This window comes from Psychrobacter immobilis (genome assembly GCF_904846065.1).
GTDB classification, from domain to species: Bacteria; Pseudomonadota; Gammaproteobacteria; order Pseudomonadales; family Moraxellaceae; genus Psychrobacter; species Psychrobacter immobilis_H.
This window is the reverse complement of the sequence record NZ_CAJGZV010000002.1, coordinates 77,097-99,225: the sequence shown is the minus strand read 5'-3', so window position 1 is coordinate 99,225 and position 22,129 is coordinate 77,097. Positions and strand designations below refer to the sequence as shown.

The 22,129-nt window shown below is 43.1% G+C and carries 16 protein-coding genes; 10 read left to right on the top strand and 6 right to left on the bottom strand.

The window, feature by feature from the left end; genetic code table 11:
• Window positions 1-346: 346 nt before the first annotated feature.
• A complete protein-coding gene (locus tag JMW64_RS13095; RefSeq protein ID WP_201555233.1) occupies window positions 347-868 on the top strand; it encodes a hypothetical protein in 522 nt (173 codons plus the stop codon).
• A gap of 66 nt (window positions 869-934) precedes the next feature.
• Here JMW64_RS13095 and JMW64_RS13090 read toward each other — a convergent pair whose 3' ends face one another.
• Complete coding sequence (locus JMW64_RS13090; protein WP_201555232.1) at window positions 935-1,195, bottom strand: DUF1289 domain-containing protein; 261 nt, start codon at window positions 1,193-1,195, stop codon at window positions 935-937.
• A gap of 188 nt (window positions 1,196-1,383) precedes the next feature.
• Here JMW64_RS13090 and JMW64_RS13085 point away from each other — a divergent pair, with 188 nt between their 5' ends.
• The 3 genes from JMW64_RS13085 to JMW64_RS13075 all read left to right on the top strand — a co-directional run bounded on the left by JMW64_RS13085 (window position 1,384) and on the right by JMW64_RS13075 (window position 4,873).
• Window positions 1,384-2,031, top strand: coding sequence for a YqiA/YcfP family alpha/beta fold hydrolase (locus JMW64_RS13085; RefSeq protein ID WP_201555230.1), 648 nt, complete (start codon window positions 1,384-1,386; stop codon window positions 2,029-2,031).
• A 110-nt stretch (window positions 2,032-2,141) separates the two neighbouring features.
• Entirely contained in the window at window positions 2,142-4,028 is a 1,887-nt protein-coding gene (gene parE, locus JMW64_RS13080) for a DNA topoisomerase IV subunit B (protein ID WP_201555228.1), read from the top strand.
• Between the two features lie 149 nt (window positions 4,029-4,177).
• Window positions 4,178-4,873, top strand: a complete 696-nt coding sequence (locus tag JMW64_RS13075; RefSeq protein WP_227685363.1) for a lysophospholipid acyltransferase family protein — start codon at window positions 4,178-4,180, stop codon at window positions 4,871-4,873.
• A gap of 119 nt (window positions 4,874-4,992) precedes the next feature.
• Here the strand turns inward: JMW64_RS13075 and JMW64_RS13070 are convergent, their stop codons facing one another.
• Window positions 4,993-5,661 (bottom strand): SDR family NAD(P)-dependent oxidoreductase, encoded by a 669-nt coding sequence (locus tag JMW64_RS13070; protein ID WP_201555225.1) that lies wholly within the window; start codon window positions 5,659-5,661, stop codon window positions 4,993-4,995.
• A gap of 305 nt (window positions 5,662-5,966) precedes the next feature.
• Between JMW64_RS13070 and JMW64_RS13065 the strand changes: the two genes are divergently transcribed.
• Window positions 5,967-7,313: a hypothetical protein gene (locus tag JMW64_RS13065; protein WP_201555224.1), complete on the top strand. Its 1,347-nt coding sequence runs from the start codon at window positions 5,967-5,969 to the stop codon at window positions 7,311-7,313.
• 185 nt (window positions 7,314-7,498) lie between these two features.
• Here JMW64_RS13065 and JMW64_RS13060 read toward each other — a convergent pair whose 3' ends face one another.
• Window positions 7,499-9,211: a mechanosensitive ion channel gene (locus JMW64_RS13060; protein WP_201555223.1), complete on the bottom strand. Its 1,713-nt coding sequence runs from the start codon at window positions 9,209-9,211 to the stop codon at window positions 7,499-7,501.
• A gap of 461 nt (window positions 9,212-9,672) precedes the next feature.
• Between JMW64_RS13060 and JMW64_RS13055 the strand changes: the two genes are divergently transcribed.
• A complete protein-coding gene (locus tag JMW64_RS13055) occupies window positions 9,673-10,404 on the top strand; it encodes an FKBP-type peptidyl-prolyl cis-trans isomerase (RefSeq protein ID WP_201555222.1) in 732 nt (243 codons plus the stop codon).
• A gap of 98 nt (window positions 10,405-10,502) precedes the next feature.
• Here the strand turns inward: JMW64_RS13055 and argA are convergent, their stop codons facing one another.
• The gene (gene argA / locus JMW64_RS13050) at window positions 10,503-11,825 is read right to left on the bottom strand and encodes an amino-acid N-acetyltransferase (protein ID WP_045445754.1); all 1,323 of its coding nucleotides are present in this window, start codon (window positions 11,823-11,825) and stop codon (window positions 10,503-10,505) included.
• 531 nt (window positions 11,826-12,356) lie between these two features.
• Here argA and JMW64_RS13045 point away from each other — a divergent pair.
• Entirely contained in the window at window positions 12,357-12,944 is a 588-nt protein-coding gene (locus tag JMW64_RS13045; protein WP_055125406.1) for a hypothetical protein, read from the top strand.
• 150 nt (window positions 12,945-13,094) lie between these two features.
• Here the strand turns inward: JMW64_RS13045 and JMW64_RS13040 are convergent, their stop codons facing one another.
• Entirely contained in the window at window positions 13,095-14,054 is a 960-nt protein-coding gene (locus JMW64_RS13040; RefSeq protein WP_201555221.1) for a patatin-like phospholipase family protein, read from the bottom strand.
• A gap of 329 nt (window positions 14,055-14,383) precedes the next feature.
• On the opposite strand from JMW64_RS13040, the gene recG reads away from it, so the two are divergent.
• On the top strand, window positions 14,384-16,750 hold the full coding sequence (recG, locus tag JMW64_RS13035) for an ATP-dependent DNA helicase RecG (RefSeq protein ID WP_227694297.1): 2,367 nt from the start codon (window positions 14,384-14,386) through the stop codon (window positions 16,748-16,750).
• A 155-nt stretch (window positions 16,751-16,905) separates the two neighbouring features.
• Here the strand turns inward: recG and JMW64_RS14190 are convergent, their stop codons facing one another.
• On the bottom strand, window positions 16,906-17,034 hold the full coding sequence (locus JMW64_RS14190) for a hypothetical protein (protein ID WP_264298302.1): 129 nt from the start codon (window positions 17,032-17,034) through the stop codon (window positions 16,906-16,908).
• Window positions 17,035-17,531: 497 nt separating this feature from the next.
• Here JMW64_RS14190 and JMW64_RS13030 point away from each other — a divergent pair, with 497 nt between their 5' ends.
• Together JMW64_RS13030 and JMW64_RS13025 are read left to right on the top strand one after the other, a co-directional pair.
• Window positions 17,532-18,860 carry an efflux RND transporter periplasmic adaptor subunit gene (locus tag JMW64_RS13030; protein ID WP_201555220.1) on the top strand — a complete coding sequence of 443 codons (1,329 nt, stop codon included), beginning with the start codon at window positions 17,532-17,534 and terminating at the stop codon, window positions 18,858-18,860.
• Entirely contained in the window at window positions 18,857-21,958 is a 3,102-nt protein-coding gene (locus JMW64_RS13025; RefSeq protein ID WP_201555218.1) for an efflux RND transporter permease subunit, read from the top strand. Before JMW64_RS13030 ends, JMW64_RS13025 begins: the two co-directional genes overlap by 4 nt.
• Window positions 21,959-22,129 lie beyond the last annotated feature (171 nt).

The following is a 22,129-nucleotide window of genomic DNA, read 5'->3' as shown; positions in this document are numbered from 1 at the left end:
TCATCGTCAGCTCTCTATTCTGAAATATCCCCCGACTAGTTATCTAGCCGGGGGATTTTCTTTGGCTGTGGGTTTTTATGTTACTTATCCTTGTTATATAATTTTTAAACCTTTAGTATTTCGATGCTCAATATGACAAGGAATAATTTGCTATGTTTTTAGATTGTTCAACATTCGACACAGCATTATCTTCTATATGTGAAATATTTGATGTAAGAGAAGATATAGTTTTAACAGCTCTCTCTAAGGCTATAGAATGACGAAGAAAAAGATATTGGAGTAATCCTATCTCATTTATTTTTCAGTAATAAATGAGATAGGATTACCGAACAATACTTTCGAAGTTTTGTGGTTTCATGATACACGTGTAAGAGATATAAATTCATTTTATGAATGTGGAATACTAACTAAAAAAGAAATATATCCCAAACTTTATTTACTGCTAAAGTCTCTATCAGATGGCCTTGAGACTTCAGGAAATTATATTAATGATAGTTCTGTATCTGCTAAATTTAATATAAACGATGAAGGTCCTTTTGCTTTTATGATTAGATGTTTAGCAATAGAAGCTCCTAATTCATATCATAATTATACCAAAGCACCTGAGTTAGTTGAGGACATTGCAGGTAGTCTACTTGGAGAAAACTATCACCAATTAGTTTCACGTTTTCAAGAAAGTACGATTCCTTGCTTAGTTTCATTTACTGCTAAACCAATAGGTAGTGAACTTTCAAGAACATTATTTTTTTTGAAGTTGATTCAAGATGGTAAAAGCGAAATTGAAGCTGGCTCAATTGTAAATATATTTCTAGATTCATGCGGAAAGTCAATAACAGTAGATAGGATTGTAAACATTGAAAAGTTGTGAAAAATGAATAATAACTTCATTCAATGACTTGTACTAGAACCTGCAGTCATATTATTCAGTCGTCTACTAAAACAACTCCCCAATCTCAATCACTTCCTCAAAATCAAACCCCAACTGCTCGCCCTTACGCTGTCTCATTTGCTCTATACGCAGCTTACGTCCTGCGATAAGCCTTAGCACCTCGCGTTGCTGCTCTGTCGTCATATCATGCCATCGCTGGCGCTCCGTTCGACTGCGCAGGCAACCAAAGCAATAGCCTTTTTTATTGCTTTGGCAAAGACCAATGCATGGATTTGCAATCTCAAACAGCTCAAACTGTTGGTTCATGGCGACTCCATGGCTATTATCGTCATTCCTTTGACTTGCATAAAACTATTATGGCAACATTATTATGTCGCAAATACTGACTAATGGTGTGCCGTTTTATTGTTATTATTTTTGTTTGGCGGGTGCTATGCTTAGCGTCACTAGCCTATATAAGATAATCATAACAAAATTAATAAGTGAGATGATACGTGAACTTGATTTATATCCATGGACTGGACAGTGATGCGAACTCTACCAAGGGAATGCTATTAGAAAAATACTGCCAGCATCATCATCCTGATATCAATGTACTGCGTCCCGATTTGAATAAATCGCCACAAGACGTGTTCGATAAATTGATAAGTCTAGTTGAGGAATGGGGCAGAGACTCAAAAGTTGTATTCGTTGGTAGCTCATTGGGTGGCTATTTTTCTACCTTGGTGAGCAATCATACAGGCTGTGCGGCTTTACTATTAAATCCTAGTACTCAGCCACATGTGACATTACAGCGCTTTGCTCATGACTTACTGCTAAATAACGATAGTAATGAAGGTCAAGGCGAAGATAAATTGCCAAAGAATCAAATTCTCTATACGACCACTGGCGGTTGGGATATTACTTCTGCGGATTTGCAATGGTTTGCAGATCATCAGTTATCAGAAATTCATTATCCTAAAAAAATTGCTGTATTTATCAAAGAAGGCGATGAGTTATTAAATCCTGAATTGTCTAAAGCCTTTTATCAACAGCAAGGGAGTACTGTTATTTTACAAGCGGGTGGCGATCATCGGTTTAGTGACTTTGGTGAGCAGTTGCCGATGGTGATAAATATGCTACAAGATTTAGTACGAGTCTAAACAGGCGACATTATATGACGTAAGCGATGGACTATTAACCTTAACGTCGCTATTTTTGGTTATAATGGTTGAATAGAATTAATCAGACATGAATCGTTAAGGATGCATTTGTGAGTCAATATAATGCGCAATCGTTAGAAGTTTTAGAAGGGCTTGAGCCAGTACGTCGTCGTCCAGGTATGTATACCGATACCACGCGCCCCAATCATTTGGCGCAAGAGGTTATCGATAACTCAGTTGATGAAGCGTTGGCGGGTTATGCTAAAACCATCAAGGTGCAACTGCATAGTGATGGCTCGTTGTCTGTCGAAGATGATGGGCGTGGTATGCCGACTGATATTCATCCTGAATTTAATCAATCGGGTATTGAGCTGATTTTAACTCGTTTGCATGCCGGTGGGAAGTTTTCGACTTCTAATTATGAAGTGTCAGGCGGTCTGCATGGGGTAGGTATCTCTGTCGTCAATGCGTTATCAACACGTGTTGAGGTGACGGTATGGCGTGATAGTACACAGTTTGATATGGCGTTTGAAAATGGCGCACCAGTTACGCCGTTGACTGAAGCAATCAGCTCAAACAAACGCAAACGTGGTACCAGAGTGCATTTTTGGGCAGATGGTCGCTTTTTTGATACGCCTAAATTTAATGTAAAACAGCTCAAGCACAATCTAAAAGCTAAAGCAGTGTTGGCAGCTGGGCTGACGATTGAATTTGTCGATGATATTAATAATGAAAAGGTAGTTTGGCAGTTTACTGATGGAGTGGTCGAATATCTAAGCGAACAGTTGGATGGTTTAGAAACCTTACCTGAAGCACCGTTTTATTATAATTACGATGCGAAAGCGGGCGAACGTGCTGCTATTACCTTTGCCTTGTCTTGGTTGCCTGATGGTGGCACGCCGATTCAAGAAAGTTATGTGAACCTTATCCCGACGGCTCAGGGCGGTACGCACGTCAATGGTCTGCGTACTGGTATCTTAGAGGCGTTGCGTGAATTCTGTGATATTCATAATTTACTACCACGGAGTGTCAAGCTAACGGCAGAAGATGTCTGGGATGGGGTGAACTATATTCTGTCGCTTAAATTTTCTGAGCCGCAATTTTCTGGACAGACCAAAGAGCGCTTATCTAGCCGCGAAGCTGCTGGGGCAGTACAGACATTGGCAAAAGATGCTTTTAGTCTGTGGTTAAATCAGCATGCCGATATGGGTACTCAAATCGCAGAGCTGGCGATTAATAAAGCTGGACGTCGTCTCAAGTCTGCCAAAAAAGTCGCCCGTAAGAAAATCACGCAAGGTCCTGCATTGCCGGGTAAGTTGGCAGATTGTCGTGGTGATTTGCGTGATGGTGCTGAGCTATTTTTGGTGGAAGGGGATTCTGCGGGTGGTAGTGCTAAGCAAGCACGCGATCGTCATTATCAGGCGATTTTACCGTTGCGTGGGAAAATTCTAAATACGTGGGAGGTGTCATCAGATACGGTATTGTCAAGCCAAGAAATTCATGATATCGCTATTGCTATCGGTGTCGATCCGGCATCTGATGATTTGTCTGAGCTGCGTTATGATAAGGTATGTATCTTAGCGGATGCGGATTCTGATGGTCTGCATATCGCCACGCTCATCTGCGCCCTATTTGTTAAGCATTTCCCTGCGCTAGTGGATGCGGGTCATTTATTTGTCGCCATGCCGCCGTTATATCGAGTAGACGTGGGCAAAGAGGTGCATTATGCGTTAGATGAGCCTGAGCTTCAGCATATTTTGGCCAATGTGCCGGGCAATAAAAAAGCGCAGATTACCCGTTTTAAAGGCTTGGGTGAAATGAGTGCAGAGCAGTTACGTGAGACGACCATGAACCGTGATACTCGGCGTTTAGTTCAGCTAGATATGGATGACATGGTGTTGACTAATAGCGTGATGGATATGCTGTTGGCTAAAAAACGTGCTGCTGATCGCAAGGTTTGGCTTGAGAATAAAGGCAATTTGGCTGACATATCCTAATGGGCTTGATGGGTATGTCCGTCAATAGCTATATATTTATATAAGTTTATAAACCGGTAAGCTGGCAAGCAATAAAAGCCTATAAAATTCAATTTAGTTGTATAAGCTTAATGTTATTATGTAGGTATCTTTTATTATGTGGTGCCGTCATGACATCAAAGTTATTTAATCGCTCAAAAGCTGCTGCTTCTCAGTCTGTAAACTCTAAAATATTGCCCAAGCTTAGTAAAAAGCAGCTGGGTAGTTTAGTCCCGAAACGCGGTAATAAAATTGCGCCAGTGATTGCCTCAGCTATGCTAAAAGCTGCGGGTTGGCGTACGGTTGGAGAGATTCCAAATATTTCACAAGCTGTAGTTTTAGCGCTGCCGCATACTTCGAATATTGATGGGGTTTATGCGATACCCAGTTTATTCGCCTTAGATTTAAAAATCAGTATTATGGGTAAGCATACGTTATTTAAAGTGCCCGTATTTGCTCAGCTATTAAGCTGGATAGGGGTGATTCCCATTGATCGTAGTGATAAAGGCTCCGTATTACAGGCCAGTATTGATAAGTTCAAAACAGGTAAGCCACTATTTTTGGGTTTAGCACCGGAAGGTACTCGTCAATATACTGAAACTTGGAAATCAGGCTTCTATTATTTAGCAGTGGGCGCTGGTGTACCTATTTTGCCAGTAGCGATGGATTACAAAACCAAAGAAATACGCTTTATGTCGTTGGTTTATCCTAGTGGTGATATCGAAGCAGATTTACCAAAAATTTATGCTCAGTATAAAGGGGTGGTACCAAGACATCCTGAGCGCTTATCTCAACCATTACAAGATATCAATCATTCAGCTGAATAAAGTTTTTAAATGAGTTATGAGTATCTGTATTATATTAAGACCCCCTGACAGATTAATGTCAGGGGGTCTTTTGTTTGTGAGGATGAATCTTAAGAATGGCTAAAAAACTAAGCATTGAGTTAGCTGTTGAACGTACTAACCCCGCCATCAACAGGTAAATTCATGCCAGTAATGATGGCAGCATCATCACTGGCTAAAAACATCACAGCGGCGGTTACATCAAACGGTGTCGCTGTCTTCCCTAGTGGAGAGTGGCTAATAAATGGATTTGGACTGATATCCGTTGCCACCAATCCAGCAGATACGGCATTAATACGTACATTATTTGGTATATTCTCTAATGCCAGCTTCTTTGTAACATCAGTCAAATCCCTTTGCCTAGCTTTATAGGTCTCTATATTCCAGTCTGCTGATATCTCCGTTAGCGTTGATACATTAACGATATTGCCTTGTGTTTTTATCAGTTCTGGAATAACTGACTGATGAATGCCGACCGCAGTATCTATGTTGACCATCACATCAATATGTTTATATTTATCGCGTACATGCTTTATTAATCTTGCCGTTTGGGTCAGATCATTAATGTCACTGGTTACGGTAAGGTGGTTACCTGTATTGATCCATGTATGATCCTGTGGCAGGTCCTCGTAGATGTATTCTAAAATATCGTTATTAATACCAACGATTATACAATTCGCCCCTTCTTGTGCAAATCTAAGCGCCGTTGCACGACCAATATCAGAATCTGCACCTGTTATAATGACAGTTTTCTCTTTAAAGCGCTTCATAACGTTCAATCCTTTTTATTATATGATGGTCATTAAATAATTTTAATAAATGTCTCTAAAAAATGTAATCAAAGGCAGCCCATAAGCGATAAGTTTGACTGCAAATCATGCTACTTTGCTATTATCATAACAACTCATCGCCCTGAAAGCGACTGCATTTAATAAGGCTTATTTTGTTAAGTTTTTCGTTGGTAGCCTGTCGTTATAGTAAAAGAATTTGCGAATATTAAACATGCTCTAGTGTTATGCTCATCAATAGCAACTTACTATACAACGTGTCCATTCGATAATAAAAGGTTAACACTGTGTCTGACTCATCTATTACCCTATCTGATAATGATTGTCTTGTTAATGAGTTGACCTGCTATTTGCAGAAAGATGCTGTAGATATTGCTTTGACCAATATGCAGCATCTTGAGCATAAATATGACGCGTGTTACCGTGCTCAGCAATATCATTATCAATTGCCACTGGGTAACCTCTCATTACTTGAGCTCATATTGTATTTGCCTGCTAAAAGTAGTCTGGTCGATATTAAAGCTGCGCGTATGGCGGTAGTAAAGGCCGCGCTCATATGGCACAAGACATATCTTGCTCAGCATAAAAATAACGACAACATGAGCCATAATATTTTAGTTTTTGATATTCAGCGCACCGATAAAGCTGAAGAAATCAATAAAATTAAGATAAATGACCAGCAACGACAATCCCTAAAACGGCTCACTCATGGTTTTGGTGTCCGCTATTTTATGGAAGATTTGGTGGTGGATATGAGCGACAGTATGCAGCAGCTACAAGTTTTTAGCTGGCATGACTGGCAGGCGATATTAGCAAGCCTACAAGCACCATGCGAGTTATGGCGGTTTTTGCATTATCGTTTAGGGCAATTACAGTATTCAGCCAGTAATCATGTCGCTAGCTTTGAATCAGAAGCAGGTCTAGTCACTCAGTTTTTACATAGCCCAACTTTATTTACGGACGCTATCGCAATAGATAATGCACTCATCAAATACGAGGTGCAAGATGAGCCCAATCCTGCATTAGTCGCTATGACACTTGCCTACAAAAACAAAAGCACGACTGCGCAGATGTATCATCAGCATATGGAGCAAGCGGCAGCTCTGTGGTCGCAGCTAAGTACCCAAATGATAGAGATGCTCGATGAAGAAGTACTAGACAATGCTGATAAAGAGACACTAGGAACAAAACGCTGTTATTGGCAACAGCAGCTATCGGACGAGTCTTTATTTTCGCGCCATGAGCTGGTTCGAACTCTATATAGGCATCCTAAACAAGCACATGGTCTGCAAAAAGAAGGTTATGTCGTCCATCAGCACTCTTATGAAAGCTTGGGACGGCATTATGTATTGATCTTCTATGGGCAAGATGTTGAGAGCCAGCACAGTAAACAGGCTATTCAGCCAAACTTAGCAAAGATTGCACAGGATGTTGCGAGCCGCCTGCCAATAGCCGAGCTGCATCATGTAATTGTGTTGGGCATTGATTTTATTGACGAGTCTAATGACACCTTTATTGATATAGATTTATGGATTCAACCGGTTGATCCGATGACCCAGCGTGAGCGGCAGCTGACCAAGCAACTACAGCGCTTAAACCAACAGCATAAAAAGCAAACGAAAAATAACTTATGAGCAAGTAATTTATCAGCAAGTAAAAATGAGCCAATGCGAATGCAATTAAATTTGAATATACCTGCACGGAAGACCAAGTCCTGAGTATGATTTTGTAGCGAGTCTTTCATAGAAACTAAATTTACGCCATAAAAAAAGACAGCCTAGGCTGTCTTTTTTATTCAAACTATATCGTGAACGATGACTTATTTTAAGTCATTATTATCAATATCAGTAAAGCCTTTATTACTTGGCGCTAGATTTGAACCAGTGTCGATATCGTCATCACTTGTTTCAACGTGAGTGATATCTACATGACCCGTACTAAGATTGTTGGTATCGACAGTGCTAGTAGGTAAGTCACTAGTCATTGTACCTGAAGCAGTAGGAGTGTTTTCTCGAACTGAGTCAGCAACTTTTTCTTGTGTACTTGAGCTAGCATGAAGAGCAGATTTCGCTTTAGCTTCTTCACGTTCTTTGTCCATTTTATCCTGCATTTTACGTAGGAAACGTGCAGCGGCTTCTTGACCACCAAGACCAAATGAAAGGGCAAAGGCTACCGCTACGGCACCTAGTGTTAGACCAAAGGCTAGGTTAACGATAGAGTCAGCAATACCCATCGCTTTTAGACCCATGGCAAGTACTAAACCCATGATTAATACACGGACGATGTTTGCTAAGAATTGTGAGCCTTGCTCAGAACGCTCAACGACACCTGCAATGATATTGGCAAGCCAGAAGCCAATAAATAGGATAATTGCGCCCAAGATAATGTTGGCACCAAACGCAATAAACATGGCGATAATGGCTGAGATAGGCTCAAAACCTAGCAAGTCAGCGGCGGCAATTGAGGCAAATAACATCGCAAAGAAGATAATCGCATAACCAACAAGGTCAGAGACTCTCTTATCGCCCATCGTTTCTTGTAAACCAACTTTCGCAGGCAATTGATTAATCTCAGTGTTTTCGATCAAACCTTTGATGATATTGGCAACCATACGTACCACATAGAAGGTCACGACTAAAATCGCAACCGCCATAAAGATATTTGGCAGTGCTTCCATGATTTTGTTCAGCATGTTTGTCGCAGGACGAGCAATCACTTCAATTTTTAATGCGTTCAATGCAGCAATAATAGTTGGAATGATCACTACTAAAAATGCCAATGAACCAGCGATATTAGGCAAACTGTTTTTTTCGCTTAAGCCTGCTTTTGTAGCCAATTCTTGAACATTAAAAGTAGACACAAGATTGGTCACAATGCCGCGCACCACTTTGGCAATGATATAACCGACGACAAAGACGACACCTGCAATGAGGATGTTAGGGATAAAGCTAAAGATTTTATCAACCATATTCGTCAATGGAGCAAATAAACCATCAAGCTCTAATTTACCCAATACCATCGTCAAAACAACCAACAAGATGAACCAATAAACCATATCGGCAATCGTGCTGCTCATCGGTTTTACACCTGCCTGAGCACTTAAACGCTCATCCATCGACGTTTTCGCCAATGCCGCGTTGATAGCTGTGCGTGCAACGGTAGCCAAGACCCAACCAATAATACCCACCGCGATAGCACCGATAAGATTAGGGATAAAGGCTAAGACTTGATTGACCATATTTGCAAACGGTGTCGAGATTGAGTTCAAATTCAATTGATTCAGCGCCCCAGAAATCGCGATGATAAAGATGAACCAAAATACAATCTTAGAGATAATACCTTCTAAATCGTAGGTCTTACCCGTTGAAGAGTTCATACGTTGGTTCAGATTGACTCTAGATAATACATTACGAACCAGTGCCGCGATACCCAGTGCCACTAGCCAACCAATAATAAATATTAAAATAGCACCAATAATAGAGCCGATCGGCCCACCAAGATAACCGTTAAAAGATGTGTACATTGGATTCATCTTATCCTCCTTTAATCATCATACGAAAGCCACTCAACAATATCATCAGTACAGCTATTGTTGAGCGAAACCAATACATAGATGGTTATAATTAATAGTATTTTTAAAGTAAGTTATGCGGTGATATTATAATTTTTGAGTAGGTAACCTTATCAAAAAACGTTGGTTTCCCTCGTGTTAATTACCTTACTGCCAATGTTAATCATCCATGATAAAGACGTACACTCGGTTACTTATCACCTTAACTAATTTAGCTTAGCTGATGTATTAGTGGATTTAAAGATAGAAAGCTTAACGTGTTACTGTATTTGTGTGATAACTTGTTATTATGATGAGAAATATTAACATAGACTGTACATTCGCCCGATAATTTGACGGCAAACATGGTTCCTAAAACTAAGATTTGTTATTATAGGAACATGTGACATCTCGCCACTATCCTTACAATTTGAGAGTACTTTATGAAAAAAATCACTACTTTAAGCGTTGGTGCACTTGCTAGTGCTATGTTGTTGGTAACAGGCTGTAGCACAAATAACGGTAACCAAGAGACAGCTGCTAAAAGCGTTTCAATCACCGAGCAAAGCTCAGCAAATGAAAAAGTAGGTTATAGCTTAGGCTTCATGATGGCTGAAGGTAACAAAGAAGCGGTCGGTGACCTGAATCTTGATACCTTTGAAAAAGGCTTCCGTGATGGTTATGAAGGCAACGAATCAGCATTGACTCAAGAACAAATGCAGGAAGTGTTGACGACTTATCAAAAAGAGCAAGAAGAAAAGTTCGTTAAAGACATGGAAACAAAAGCTGAAGAAAACAAAACTAAAGGCGCTGCATTCTTAGCAGAAAACGCTAAAAAAGAAGGCGTCAAAGAAACGGCTTCTGGCTTACAGTACAAAGTCATCACCGCAGGTACGGGTAAATCACCAAAATCGACTGACGTGGTTGAAGTAAACTACGAAGGTAAGTTAATCGATGGTACGGTATTTGATAGCTCTTATGAGCGCGGTGAGCCAATTGAGTTTCCATTGAACCAAGTCATCGCTGGCTGGACAGAAGGTCTACAGCTGATGAAAGAGGGCGGTAAATACGAGTTTTATATCCCATCAGATATTGCTTATGGCGAAGCGGGTAACGCAGGTATCGAGCCTAACAGCACGCTTATCTTTACGGTTGAGCTGTTAAAAGTAAAATAATACTTAGTACACACCCTAGTGAACAGTGTTAAAAAATAAAGTCATAAAAAAGCCCTCATAATATTATGAGGGCTTTTTTATGATTAGAAATTGAGGATCTAAAGAGTTTTTTGAAAGACTTTAGAATTACGACCGTTATGGTATTTTTCTTGACGCGATGCAGGTAGCGCGCTGGCCTCGACTTCGGCAAAGCCTTGTTCGACGAACCAATGTGCCGTCCGTGTCGTTAATACAAACAACTTGTGCAGACCATGACTGCGCGCTTGTTGCTCTAAAAATGCCAGTAAGTCCGCACCGCGACTACCGCTACGATAATCGGGATGTACGGCGACACAGGCAACTTCTGCTGATTCTGTATCCAATGGATATAGCGCTGCGCAGCCCAAAATCATACCATCACGCTCGATGACACTATAATTATCAATCTCTTGCTCTAAGCGTTCGCGTGAGCGGCTGACTAATATGCCTTGCTCTTCTAGCGGTGATAATAGCTCAATCAGTCCGACCACATCGTCAATATTGGCACGACGAATCTCTTCGTAAGGGTCATGGCTGATAAGAGTACCAGAGCCATCGCGAGTGAATAACTCTTCTAATAAGGCACCGTCTTTGGCATACGAGATAATATGGGTGCGATGGACGCCTTGGCGGCAAGCCAAACTGGCGCAATTTAAGAAATAATTGATCTCGCAATTTAAATCACGATCACGTAAGAAGCGATCGACTTCATTAGGAATCATCTCCCTTAATAAGCGATCATCGTCATTGATGCCTGCTTCTTCACCTAAGAAGATAAGCTTATCAGCACCCAGTGCCACAGCTGCACTGAGCGCCACGTCTTCAGCTAGCAAATTAAAGACTTCACCAGTCGCTGAATAACCCATTGAGCCTAAAATCACAATATGGTCGTGTAGCAGGTTGTTTTTGATGGCCTCAACATCGATAGAGCGCACTTCGCCAGTCATTTGGTAATCGATACCATCACGAATACCGTAAGGACGTGCGGTCACAAAATTGCCTGAAATGGCATCGATGCGTGAACCATACATAGGTGAATTGGCCAGTCCCATCGACAGCTGCGCTTCGAGTTGCAGGCGAATAGCCCCTACCGCTTGTAAAATAGCAGGCATCGCCACGCGCGGTGTAATTCGAATGTCTTGATGCAGTGGGGATGTAATGTCAGCATCTTTCAAGTTCTTTTCGATTTGCGGTCGCGCTCCATGTACCAATACCAGCTTGATACCTAAGCTATGCAGTAGCGCAAAATCATGAATAAGGGTGCTGAAATTTGGATGATTGACCGCCTCACCACCAAACATAATCACGAACGTTTTGCCGCGATGGGTATTGATGTAGGGGGCAGAGTTACGGAACCAATGGACGTATTCAGGGTTGATTTGGGGCATGGCGCTAGTAGTCATAATAAGGGCAATAGTAGTGAGAATAAGAAAAGGGGCGTAGCAAAAAATGCCTATCGCTAAAGAATTACCATAGCAAAAAACGCCGTTATGAGCTATCTTTTATTTCAGTAGTATCAATCAATTTTTATCACGGATGGACGATATACACAACCTCAACACGGGGTTAGTGTACGTACAAACACTTTTTGCTATGCTAAGCGCTATTGCTTTACAGGCGATGAACGAAGATAATCAATAAAAATAAGAATTTTATACGCTAAGCTTACTAGCTATGACAAGATAGACGCCAGCAGCATAGACGCATGCAGCGCTTGCCATTAGCTGTCACTACAATCAGCAGCGATACTAGGTCTGCCAATACTATAACAGTCGACCATTTATAATGAGTCATGTTTCTTATAACATGTTTCTTATAAGTGGGTATGTTCCGTCTAAATTGTGCTGCCTGTAGACGATTCAATATATACCAAAAGTCATTCAAGTTTTACCAGCTGCGTTTTACCGACATATTAACTAGGGATAATGAAAACCATGAAAAAAAGTAACCAATTTGCTAGCCCATTTAGTGCTTGGAGCGGACATCGCCTATTCCACGTTGTGGCTGGTACGCTCATCGGTGCGATGGTAGTGACGCAAGCCTCGGCAATGCTACCGACGCCAGAACAAGCCGTTGATAGTTCGGCAGCTGTACAGACCAATGCTACTAAAAGCAGTAACTCGAGTGCACAAGCTGTCAATAGTAAAATTACCGCGTCATTGATTAGTGTTGATGCAAACGGTCAAGAGGTTTTAGCTCCGGTGAATGCTAGTACGCGCCTGCAATCAGGTAATGTCTTGGAGTATCAAGGCTATTTTACCAATACCAATGCAGATCGCGTCCGTAAAATGACTGTGACGATGAGTATCCCTGAGCAGGTAGAGTTATTGCGTACAGTATCACCTGAATTTCCATACGGCAGTGCGGACGGCAATACTTTTGCCCGTATGCCATTACGTGGAAAAGTGGATAATCAACTACAAGAAATTCCATTAAAGTATTATAAAGCGGTACGCTGGGATCTAGAGGGTGTTGGTCTTAATGACACCGTAGTGGTTAAATACCGTGCACGTGTGAAATAAGCCAGTCATTTAATATTAAGTATTTTATCAGTGTGATTTCTTTAATACCTGCTTAATATTCGTTTAATCACAAAAAGCATCACGGCTCGTTGCTGTGATGCTTTTTTATGGGTTGTTAACAAGAAATTTTGGTACGTCGTTGCAAAGTGCTTAAAGCGTCGCGTATTTCTGGTTAGATTTTTCTTTGAGTAATTGCTTGATGGCAGCCATTTGTGCGGTAGTGGCTTGCGAGCCTGCAGCTATGAGAGCACGGCGATGGCTGGTATCTAGTGAGCTGATATGACTGACCGCAGGCGTAATCAGCACATCAGCACGATTTCGTTCACGCTGCATCGATGAGGCACGATTGGCGCTTGGCGGGGCTACAACATTACTCTCCAAAAATCCCCAAAAGCTGCTTAATCCGTTGAGGTTTAATTTTTTATCAAGTGTAGACACACCGCTAGTATCGTTAATACTAGTATCTGTCACATCAATGGCAATAACAATATCAGCACCCAAGTCATGAGCGCTATCGACAGGTACTAGGCTGACCACGCCACCGTCGATATATTTTTTACCGACCTTTTCGGGAATACGCGGCGCAATAAAAATATTCGGTACGCTACAGGACGCTTGAACGGCAAGCCCCGCATCACCAGTGGTAAAAATGGCTTTTTTCAAAGTATGCTTCTCCGCCGCGACTGCTGCAAAGCGGATAGGGAAATCCTCTATTACTCGTCCATCGACTTTATCGTTGATAAAGTTCTTGAGTTTGATACCCTCGATGACACCTTGATTGGATAAGACAAAATCTGTCAATTCGCTATCTGTAGTGGTCAGTGCCAGTTGCTCAAGCTGTACTGGTGTGTAACCGCTCGCATATAGGCCACCAACCAAGCTGCCGACGCTGGTGCCAACGATAAGTGTGGGCTTAATGCCATTTGCTTCTAGTGCTTTAATCACCCCAACATGGGCGAAGCCTTTGGCACCGCCGCCGCCCAATACTAACGCCACATTAAGTGGCGCTATTTTTGGTGTTTCAGGTAACGGCTGCGCTGGCGTTAGAGAGCTACAAGCGCTGATAGATAATCCGAGTACGGCAATTAAGCTGATGCATAGCATTCTCATACTATGTCGCACTCTTAGGCTATGAAGAGGTTGTCGGTACTGGGCAGGAGGGAACATAAAAACACCTTATAAAATGACCATAATACGGAAAATAAGACATCAGTTATTGATATGATACAAATGAGCCGTTTGACTTTCAGGCTTTTTGACGCAGTATTACTAAATAGCTGAGCATAAGCAATTGTATTGTCAGCTATAATGAAATGAGTCGGTGTTTTGATGTGTCCTGTTGATGACAGCTGTTTTATAAAAAATATCATCATCTACGGTATATTGAAAATACTTGAATGAGTATATGAAAATTAAAAATAATATCGTTAGGATCTTTGATGTCAGTATCAGTGAACGCTTCTTTAACCAGCCCAACAGACCATATAAGGTCTGAGCTGCCACTCTCAGCGCTAGATATGCCAGTGACGGCACTAGCGGGTGTGGGATTAAAAGTCGCAGAACAGTTGGCACAATTGAATATTAAACGAATATTTGATTTATTACTGCATCTGCCACGTGATTATGAAGATCGTAGCCGATTGCTGTCTATAGCAGAGGTGGGGCACGGGCAGTCTGCGTTGATTACTGGGCGTGTGGTGCACGTCGACACCAAGCGCAGCGGTATGACGGTCGTGGTAGATGATGATACGGGCACCATATCGCTACGGTTTTTTAAGGTTTATCGTGGTCTTGCACAAACCATGAGCTTAGGGACGCAACTGCAATTATTTGGCGAAGTAAAGGTGAGTCGTTATGGTAAGCAAATCCACCATCCTGAATATCAAGTTATCAGTAGTAATGAGACGGTAGTAAATACTGGTTTGCAGCCTATTTATCCAAGTGTTAAAGGTTTGCACCAAAATAAGCTGCGTACCTTAATTAAGCTGGCATTACAGACGGTTCGCAGTGAAGGCTTACCAATGACGCTGTTTACTCCTACAGACTTTGCAGTCGTGGCTGACTTGCCATTAGCACCTTTTGAACCAGCTAAAATACCGATAACAGAGGCAGAGTATCCAGAAGATATATTCTCGACACTGGCGCGTAGTGTGCCAGATAATACGATTGCTCATAGCGTTAGTAGTGTCAATAAAGCCAATGTCTATGATGCCAATAATAATACAAACAGTGATATCCATACAGTCGCTAATAGAACAGTTAATAACAACGTCTATAATCTGACGATATTTGAAGCCTTAGTATTGCTGCATACACCGCCGACTTATACTGACTCCGGACGACAATATCAGCTACTTACCCAATTAAGTGCCCGTACTCATGCGGCATGCCAGCGTTTAATTATTGAAGAATTAACCGCCCATCAGCTCAGCTTGTTATATCGTCGTCAGCAATTACATCAGCATAAAGCGCCCAAATGTGCCATGCAAAGTCCATTGGCTGATAAGCTATTTGCCGCATTACCATTTGATTTAACGGGTGCCCAGCAACGAGTCATGAAAGATATTACGGCTGATATGGCGACTTCTATCCCAATGCTGCGGTTGGTGCAGGGCGATGTTGGTGCGGGTAAAACCTTGGTTGCAGCAGGTGCGGCGGGTTATGCGTTAGATAGTGGTTGGCAAGTGGCTGTTATGGCACCCACAGAAATTTTAGCAGAGCAGCATTTGGTCAATTTTAAACAATGGTTTGAACCGTTAGGTATCGGTGTCGGCTGGCTTGCTGGTAAACAAACGGCGAAGCAGCGCCGCGAAGCATTGGAAGCAGTCGCAGAAAACACGGTGCAAGTGGTCGTCGGTACTCATGCACTGTTTCAAGAGCAGGTACAGTTTGCCAAATTGGGCTTAGTTATTATCGATGAACAGCATCGCTTTGGTGTTGAGCAGCGTATGGCACTGACCAATAAAGGTGTGGCGAATAGCACGCCGCATCAGCTGATTATGACCGCTACCCCGATTCCGCGCACGCTGGCGATGAGCGTTTACGGTGATATGGATACCTCGATTATCGATGAATTGCCACCGGGGCGTACGCCAATTACTACGGTGACCATTGACCGTAATCGACGCGATGAAGTCATTGAGCGGATTGCGATTAATTGTGAAGCGGGTAGGCAAGCGTACTGGGTTTGCTCGTTGGTGGAAGCGTCTAGTGTGCTAGATGCGCAAGCCGCTGAAGCCACTTATGAGGATTTAAATGAGCGCTTGAATATTCGTATTGGTCTTGTTCATGGCAAGATGAAATCCGTTGATAAACAAGCCATTATGCAGGCATTTAAAGCAGGTCAGCTCGACTTGCTAATTGCCACAACCGTCATTGAAGTCGGTGTCGATGTCCCTAATGCGTCGTTAATGGTCATCGAAAATGCCGAACGATTAGGTCTATCGCAATTACATCAGCTGCGCGGGCGAGTCGGGCGTGGCTCAACCAAAAGCTATTGCGTACTGTTATACCAAAAGCCATTATCAGAGACAGGTACAGAGCGCTTAAATGTCCTGCGTGATAGCACTGACGGTTTTGTCATTGCCCAAAAAGACTTGGAGCTGCGCGGTCCCGGCGAGTTATTGGGCAAACGTCAAACGGGTAACGTCGGTTATTATTTGGCTGATCTGATACGTGACGAGCAACTGTTTGCCATTGCTCAGCGTTTAGCCAAACATTTAATTGCAGATCCTACGCGCAAGGCAGATGTCAGCCAACTGATTCACCGCTGGATGCCTGAGGCGAGTCGTTATACCAATGCCTAAGGGGTGTCCTCAATTCAATCGATTATCCTCTAAATGGGCTAAAATGGCTAAATTAATAGCAAAAAAGAGGACAGCCAACGCTATCCTCTTCTATTCTTTGACGTAACGCTATCCTCTTCTATTCTTTGACGTAAAGCCATCATCTCGAAATAAAGCTATTTGGCTTTTTTCGACTTTTTCAATGACTTCTTAAGTTCTTTGAGATCTTTCTTTTTCTGCTTAATTTTTGCTTTGGTGTCTTTAATTTCTTGCTTAAGCTTCTTTACGTCTGATTTATTAGCCATGATGGATTCCTTTATTAGTAGAGTTATCTTAATAATGACAAATTACCCCATAAATACAAGTCTAAACTGTAGGGCGTATGTATCATTAATTTTTACGAGTGATTGTTCCAACTATAATGGTCGCATCTTAATGCATTCAATATGACAGCATATTTTTTCATTGGCTGAATAAGTTTTAAGCAAGGGATTTTGGTGAAGAAGACTTATGCAATGAACTGGGACTGAGCTAGGAATAGGCTGTCTTTTGTCTTTACTTATCGTTCACTTTATAATCTTTGCTACTAATAATCTTTATTAAGTTCAATGTCTTACTACGTCTTGATTATTATATCTTGATTACTATCAACAATTGACTATGTAGATACTTAACATAATTGACCCAATGACGAGATAGTCTACAATGATAAAAGACTATTTTGATAAGCTCTGCCTGTATCATTTTGTTTCCCTTATACTTTTTACGGCGTTAGTACCGTGCTTATTTATAGAGACCGACTATGAGTGATTTTGAACACCCTAATAATAAGCAAGCACCGACTAGCGAGCAAGAAACCAACATTGAGCCACCTCAACCATCTGAGCTACCACCGTATCGCCAGTCTGATAATTTGTCTAAAAAAACCGCTTCAAAACTACCATTATGGTTGTTACCCGTATTGGCAGCCGTGCTTATCATTGGTGTGCTACTTGGAAAGTATTGGGGCGGTAGTGATAAAGCCGCGACCGATGAATCACCAGCTTCTAGTCGTACTTCAAGTGATGGTGCCACTGCAAGCGCTACGAGCACTGAGCAGGCGGTATTATCAGTAGAAACGGTCAGCCCAAGCCAAGATGATATTGGTAATACACTCAGTGCTGATGGCACCATTGATGCCAAAGATACGGCGAATGTCAGTGCCAAAGTAAACGGTGTTGCTATCGAGCGTATATTGGTCGAAGAAGGTGATCGCGTCAAAGCGGGTCAAGTATTGGCGATATTTGACACCGATGCTATGGAGCAGCAAGTCTTGCAAGCAGAGGCAGATGTTGCCGAAGCAGAAGCGACGCTTGCCAATGCCAGCGCTGATGCTGCCCGTGTATTGCCATTGATAGATATTGATGCCATTAGCAAACAAGAAGCCGATCGCTATCGCACTGCAAAACTTCAAGCGCAGGCTGCGCTACAAGCCTCCAAAGCGCGTCTGAGCACTCAGCGCTTGAGTGTAGATAATGCAACAGTGGTCGCACCAGTCAGCGGTGTCATCAGCGAGAAAATGGCGGAGGTCGGTATGGTTGCTGGTGGCGAGCCATTATTTACTATCATTAAAGGTGGTGTTTTGGAATGGCGTGCAGATATTGATCCCAAGCTCGTCGGTGAAGTCAGTGTCGGGACGCCAGTACGGGTGAGCTTACCAGATGGTGATACGGTAATGGGGAAAGTGAGCCGCATAGCACCAACGGCGGACAACAACCGGCAGATTACCATCTATGCGAGCTTGGCAGCCAATGCAAAAGTACGGGCAGGTATGTATCAAACGGGTGAGTTCCTATTAGGCAGTGCCAGTACGCAAACGGTACCCAATAGCGCTATCGTCAGCAACGATGGCTATGATTATGTGATGCTAGTAACCAATGTGACCACTCAAGATGGTCAGACCATGGGTCGTATCAAGCAACAACGAGTGACATTGGGCGAGCGACTTGGCGAAAACGTGGCAGTGCTAGAGCCATTGCCTAGTGACAGTCAAATTGTCAAACAAGGCGGCAGCTTTTTAAATGATGGAGATTTGGTGCGTATCGTTGATGGTGTTAGCCAAACGAGTACAGCAGCGCAGGCACAACCATGAGTTTAAATGTTTCTGCTTACTCGATAAAAAATCCTTTAGTTGCCATTTTGCTATTCATATTACTGACGTTAGGCGGTATTTATGGTTTTATGAAAATGAAGGTGCAGCAGTTTCCTGATATTGACTTACCTGCAGTCGTGGTCACGGTGACTTTACCGGGTGCCGCGCCATCACAGCTCGAAAACGACATCGCAAAAAAGATAGAAAACAAGCTTACGAGTATTGAGGGTATCAAGCATATTCGCACCACGTTACAAACGGGTGCTGCCACCATGGTCACAGAGTTTGTGTTAGAAAAGGATATTCAAGAAGCGGTCGATGATGTGCGCTCGGCAGTAGGCGAGGTACGCGGTGATTTGCCTGCCGCTGCCAATGACCCTATTATCACTAAAGTTTCAACCGCAGGATTCCCCGTTGTCACTTATTCTGTGGCTTCTGAAAACATGAATGTGGAAGACTTGTCTTGGTTCGTCGATGATATGGTCACCAAGCGTCTTTCTGACATACCGGGTGTCAGTACGGTTAGCCGTATTGGTGGTTTGCAGCGTGAGATTACCGTCGCAGCTGACCCGATTACCTTGAGTGGTCTTAAGCTTCCTATCACACAACTATCCAATCAAATCACGGGTATTCAGCAGGACAGCTCTGGTGGTGAAGCAGAAGTGGGCAAAACTACCCAGACGATTCGTGTCCTTGGTGCGGTGGAGCGGGCAAGTGAGCTCAATGATTTACAAGTGGCAATCCCAGCAGGTGGCACGCAAGCGCTTGGACGTATGGCACAAATCACAGATGGCGCGGCTGACCCAAGCTCTATTGCTAAGCTTGACGGGCAAACGGTGGTGGCATTTAACATCACCCGCTCGCGTGGTGCCAGTGAAGTTGAGGTCATGGAGCTGGTTGATGCAGAGCTTGCCAAGCTTTCAGCCGATGTAGGGAATATCACTATTGAAAAGGTCTATGATCGGGCAACGCCGATTGCGGAAGATTATCAAGCTTCTTTACGGATGCTGATCGAAGGTGGTCTGTTAGCAGTCGTCGTCGTATTCTTATTTTTGCGTAATATTCGGGCGACTATAGTTGCTGCTGTCGCCTTGCCATTATCAGTGATTCCCACCTTTTTAGGTATGTACTTATTTGGCTTTAGCCTTAATATTATATCTTTGTTGGCATTGTCGTTAGTGATCGGTGTATTGGTTGATGATGCGATCGTCGAGGTCGAAAATATCATACGGCATTTACGCATGGGCAAGACACCGTATGAAGCGGCGATGGAAGCGGCTGACGAGATTGGCTTGGCGGTAGTCGCGACCACCTTTACTTTGATTGCCGTGTTTTTACCCACCGCCTTTATGGGCGGTATCGTTGGACAGTTTTTCCGTCAGTTTGGCTGGACAGCTGCATTATCGATTTTTGCGTCTTTGATGGTCGCGCGTCTTATCACACCGATGATGGCAGCGTATATATTGCGACCAGAGAAAAAACACGTTGAGAAGCAAAGCGCGCTGATGGGTTGGTATCTCAAAATAGTGGCATGGACACTGCATCATCGCTGGCTGACGATGGGTGCAACTTTAGTATTATTCGTGGCGTCACTGATGCTTGTCAAATTACTACCAACATCGTTTATTCCTGATAATGACATTGACCAAACTCGTGTGGCAATTGAGTTGACACCTGACGTTGCGCTGGAAGACACAGAGCGCGTTGCTGCGCTGGCAAGTGAGCGTATTTTAGCAATGCCTGAAGTCACCAATATTTTTACCTCAGTCGGTGAGGCTCAGGCTAGCATGGACTCAAACTCTAGTGGTGGCAAGGCCGAAAATATAGCAGGTCTAGATATCGTGCTAGCACCGCGTGCAGAGCGCGGCTCTAAGCAAGAGATTGAGCGTCAAATAAGTAGTTTGTTGGCAGAAGTACCAGGTGCGCGCTTTACCGTCGGTTTGTCGAGTGGTGGAGAGAGTGGTTACAACTTCTCTATGACCAGTACCAATCCGCAATTGCTTGAACAAACCGCTCAGCAAATCATGTCAGAGATTCGAGGGCTGCCCAGTGCTGGCTCCGTGACCAGTGACCGCAGTTTACCGCGTCAAGAGTTAACGGTGACGCCAGACAGGCTGGCGATGGCGGATAAAGGAGTGACCACGCAAGACATCGCTACGACGTTACGAGTGGCGACGGTGGGTGACTATGAGCAGCGTTTATCCAAGCTCAATTTGGATACGCGGCAGATTCCTATCGTCATTCGTCTACCAGATGGTGCCAAACAAAATGTCAGTCAATTAGAAGGTCTATATGTACCGAGCTCGTTACCCGCAGGACAGGGCGTACGTGTGGGTGAAGTCGCGTCATTAGACTTTGGCACTGGGCCTGCGCAGATTAGCAGGCTCGATCGGGAGCGCGCCATCAGTATCACGGTGCAACCTGCGAGTGGTGAGCTTGGAGATTTGGTACAAGCGGTTAAATCAGTACCTGCCATGCAACAACTGCCGCCTTCTATTACCGTTATTGATCAAGGTCAAGCAGAAAACATGGCTGAGCTATTCAGCGGTTTTGTGATTGCGATGTCGGTCGGTGTAGTTTGTATTTTAGGCGTACTTATTTTATTGTTTGGGCGTATATTGCAGCCTTTTACCATTTTGATGGCATTGCCTTTATCGATAGGCGGCGCTTTTGTGGGCTTGGTTATTACCAATAGCAGTCTTTCTATGCCGTCGATGATCGGCTTTATTATGCTAATGGGTATTGCCACCAAAAACTCTATCTTATTGGTCGATTATGCACTGATTGCACAGCGACGAGGTTTAGCGCGTTTTGAGGCTATTATCGATGCTTGCCGCAAGCGGGCGCGTCCTATTATCATGACTACTATTGCGATGGGGGCGGGTATGTTGCCCTTAGTCTTCGGTTGGGGTGATGCTGATCCAACCTTCCGTCGTCCGATGGCCGCTGCGGTACTGGGTGGTCTGGTGACTTCGACGTTATTAAGCCTTGTGGTGATTCCAGTGGTTTATACTTTGATGGATGATTTGTCAGGATGGTTTGCTAAATGGCTCGTACCTAGTGGCAAAGAGCAGACAACGACAGATGGTAAAGTATGATTTAATGGATTTATTTGATCATATCTATGACGTAGCGTTAGCAGTGAGAATGCTATGTCTAAAATAGACAAGCCCATACTTATTGATTAAGTATGGGCTTGTTGTCATTATATAAGAGAGCAATTATAAGAGCAGAATCACAAGCACAGTCACAAAGGATGTGATTGCTCT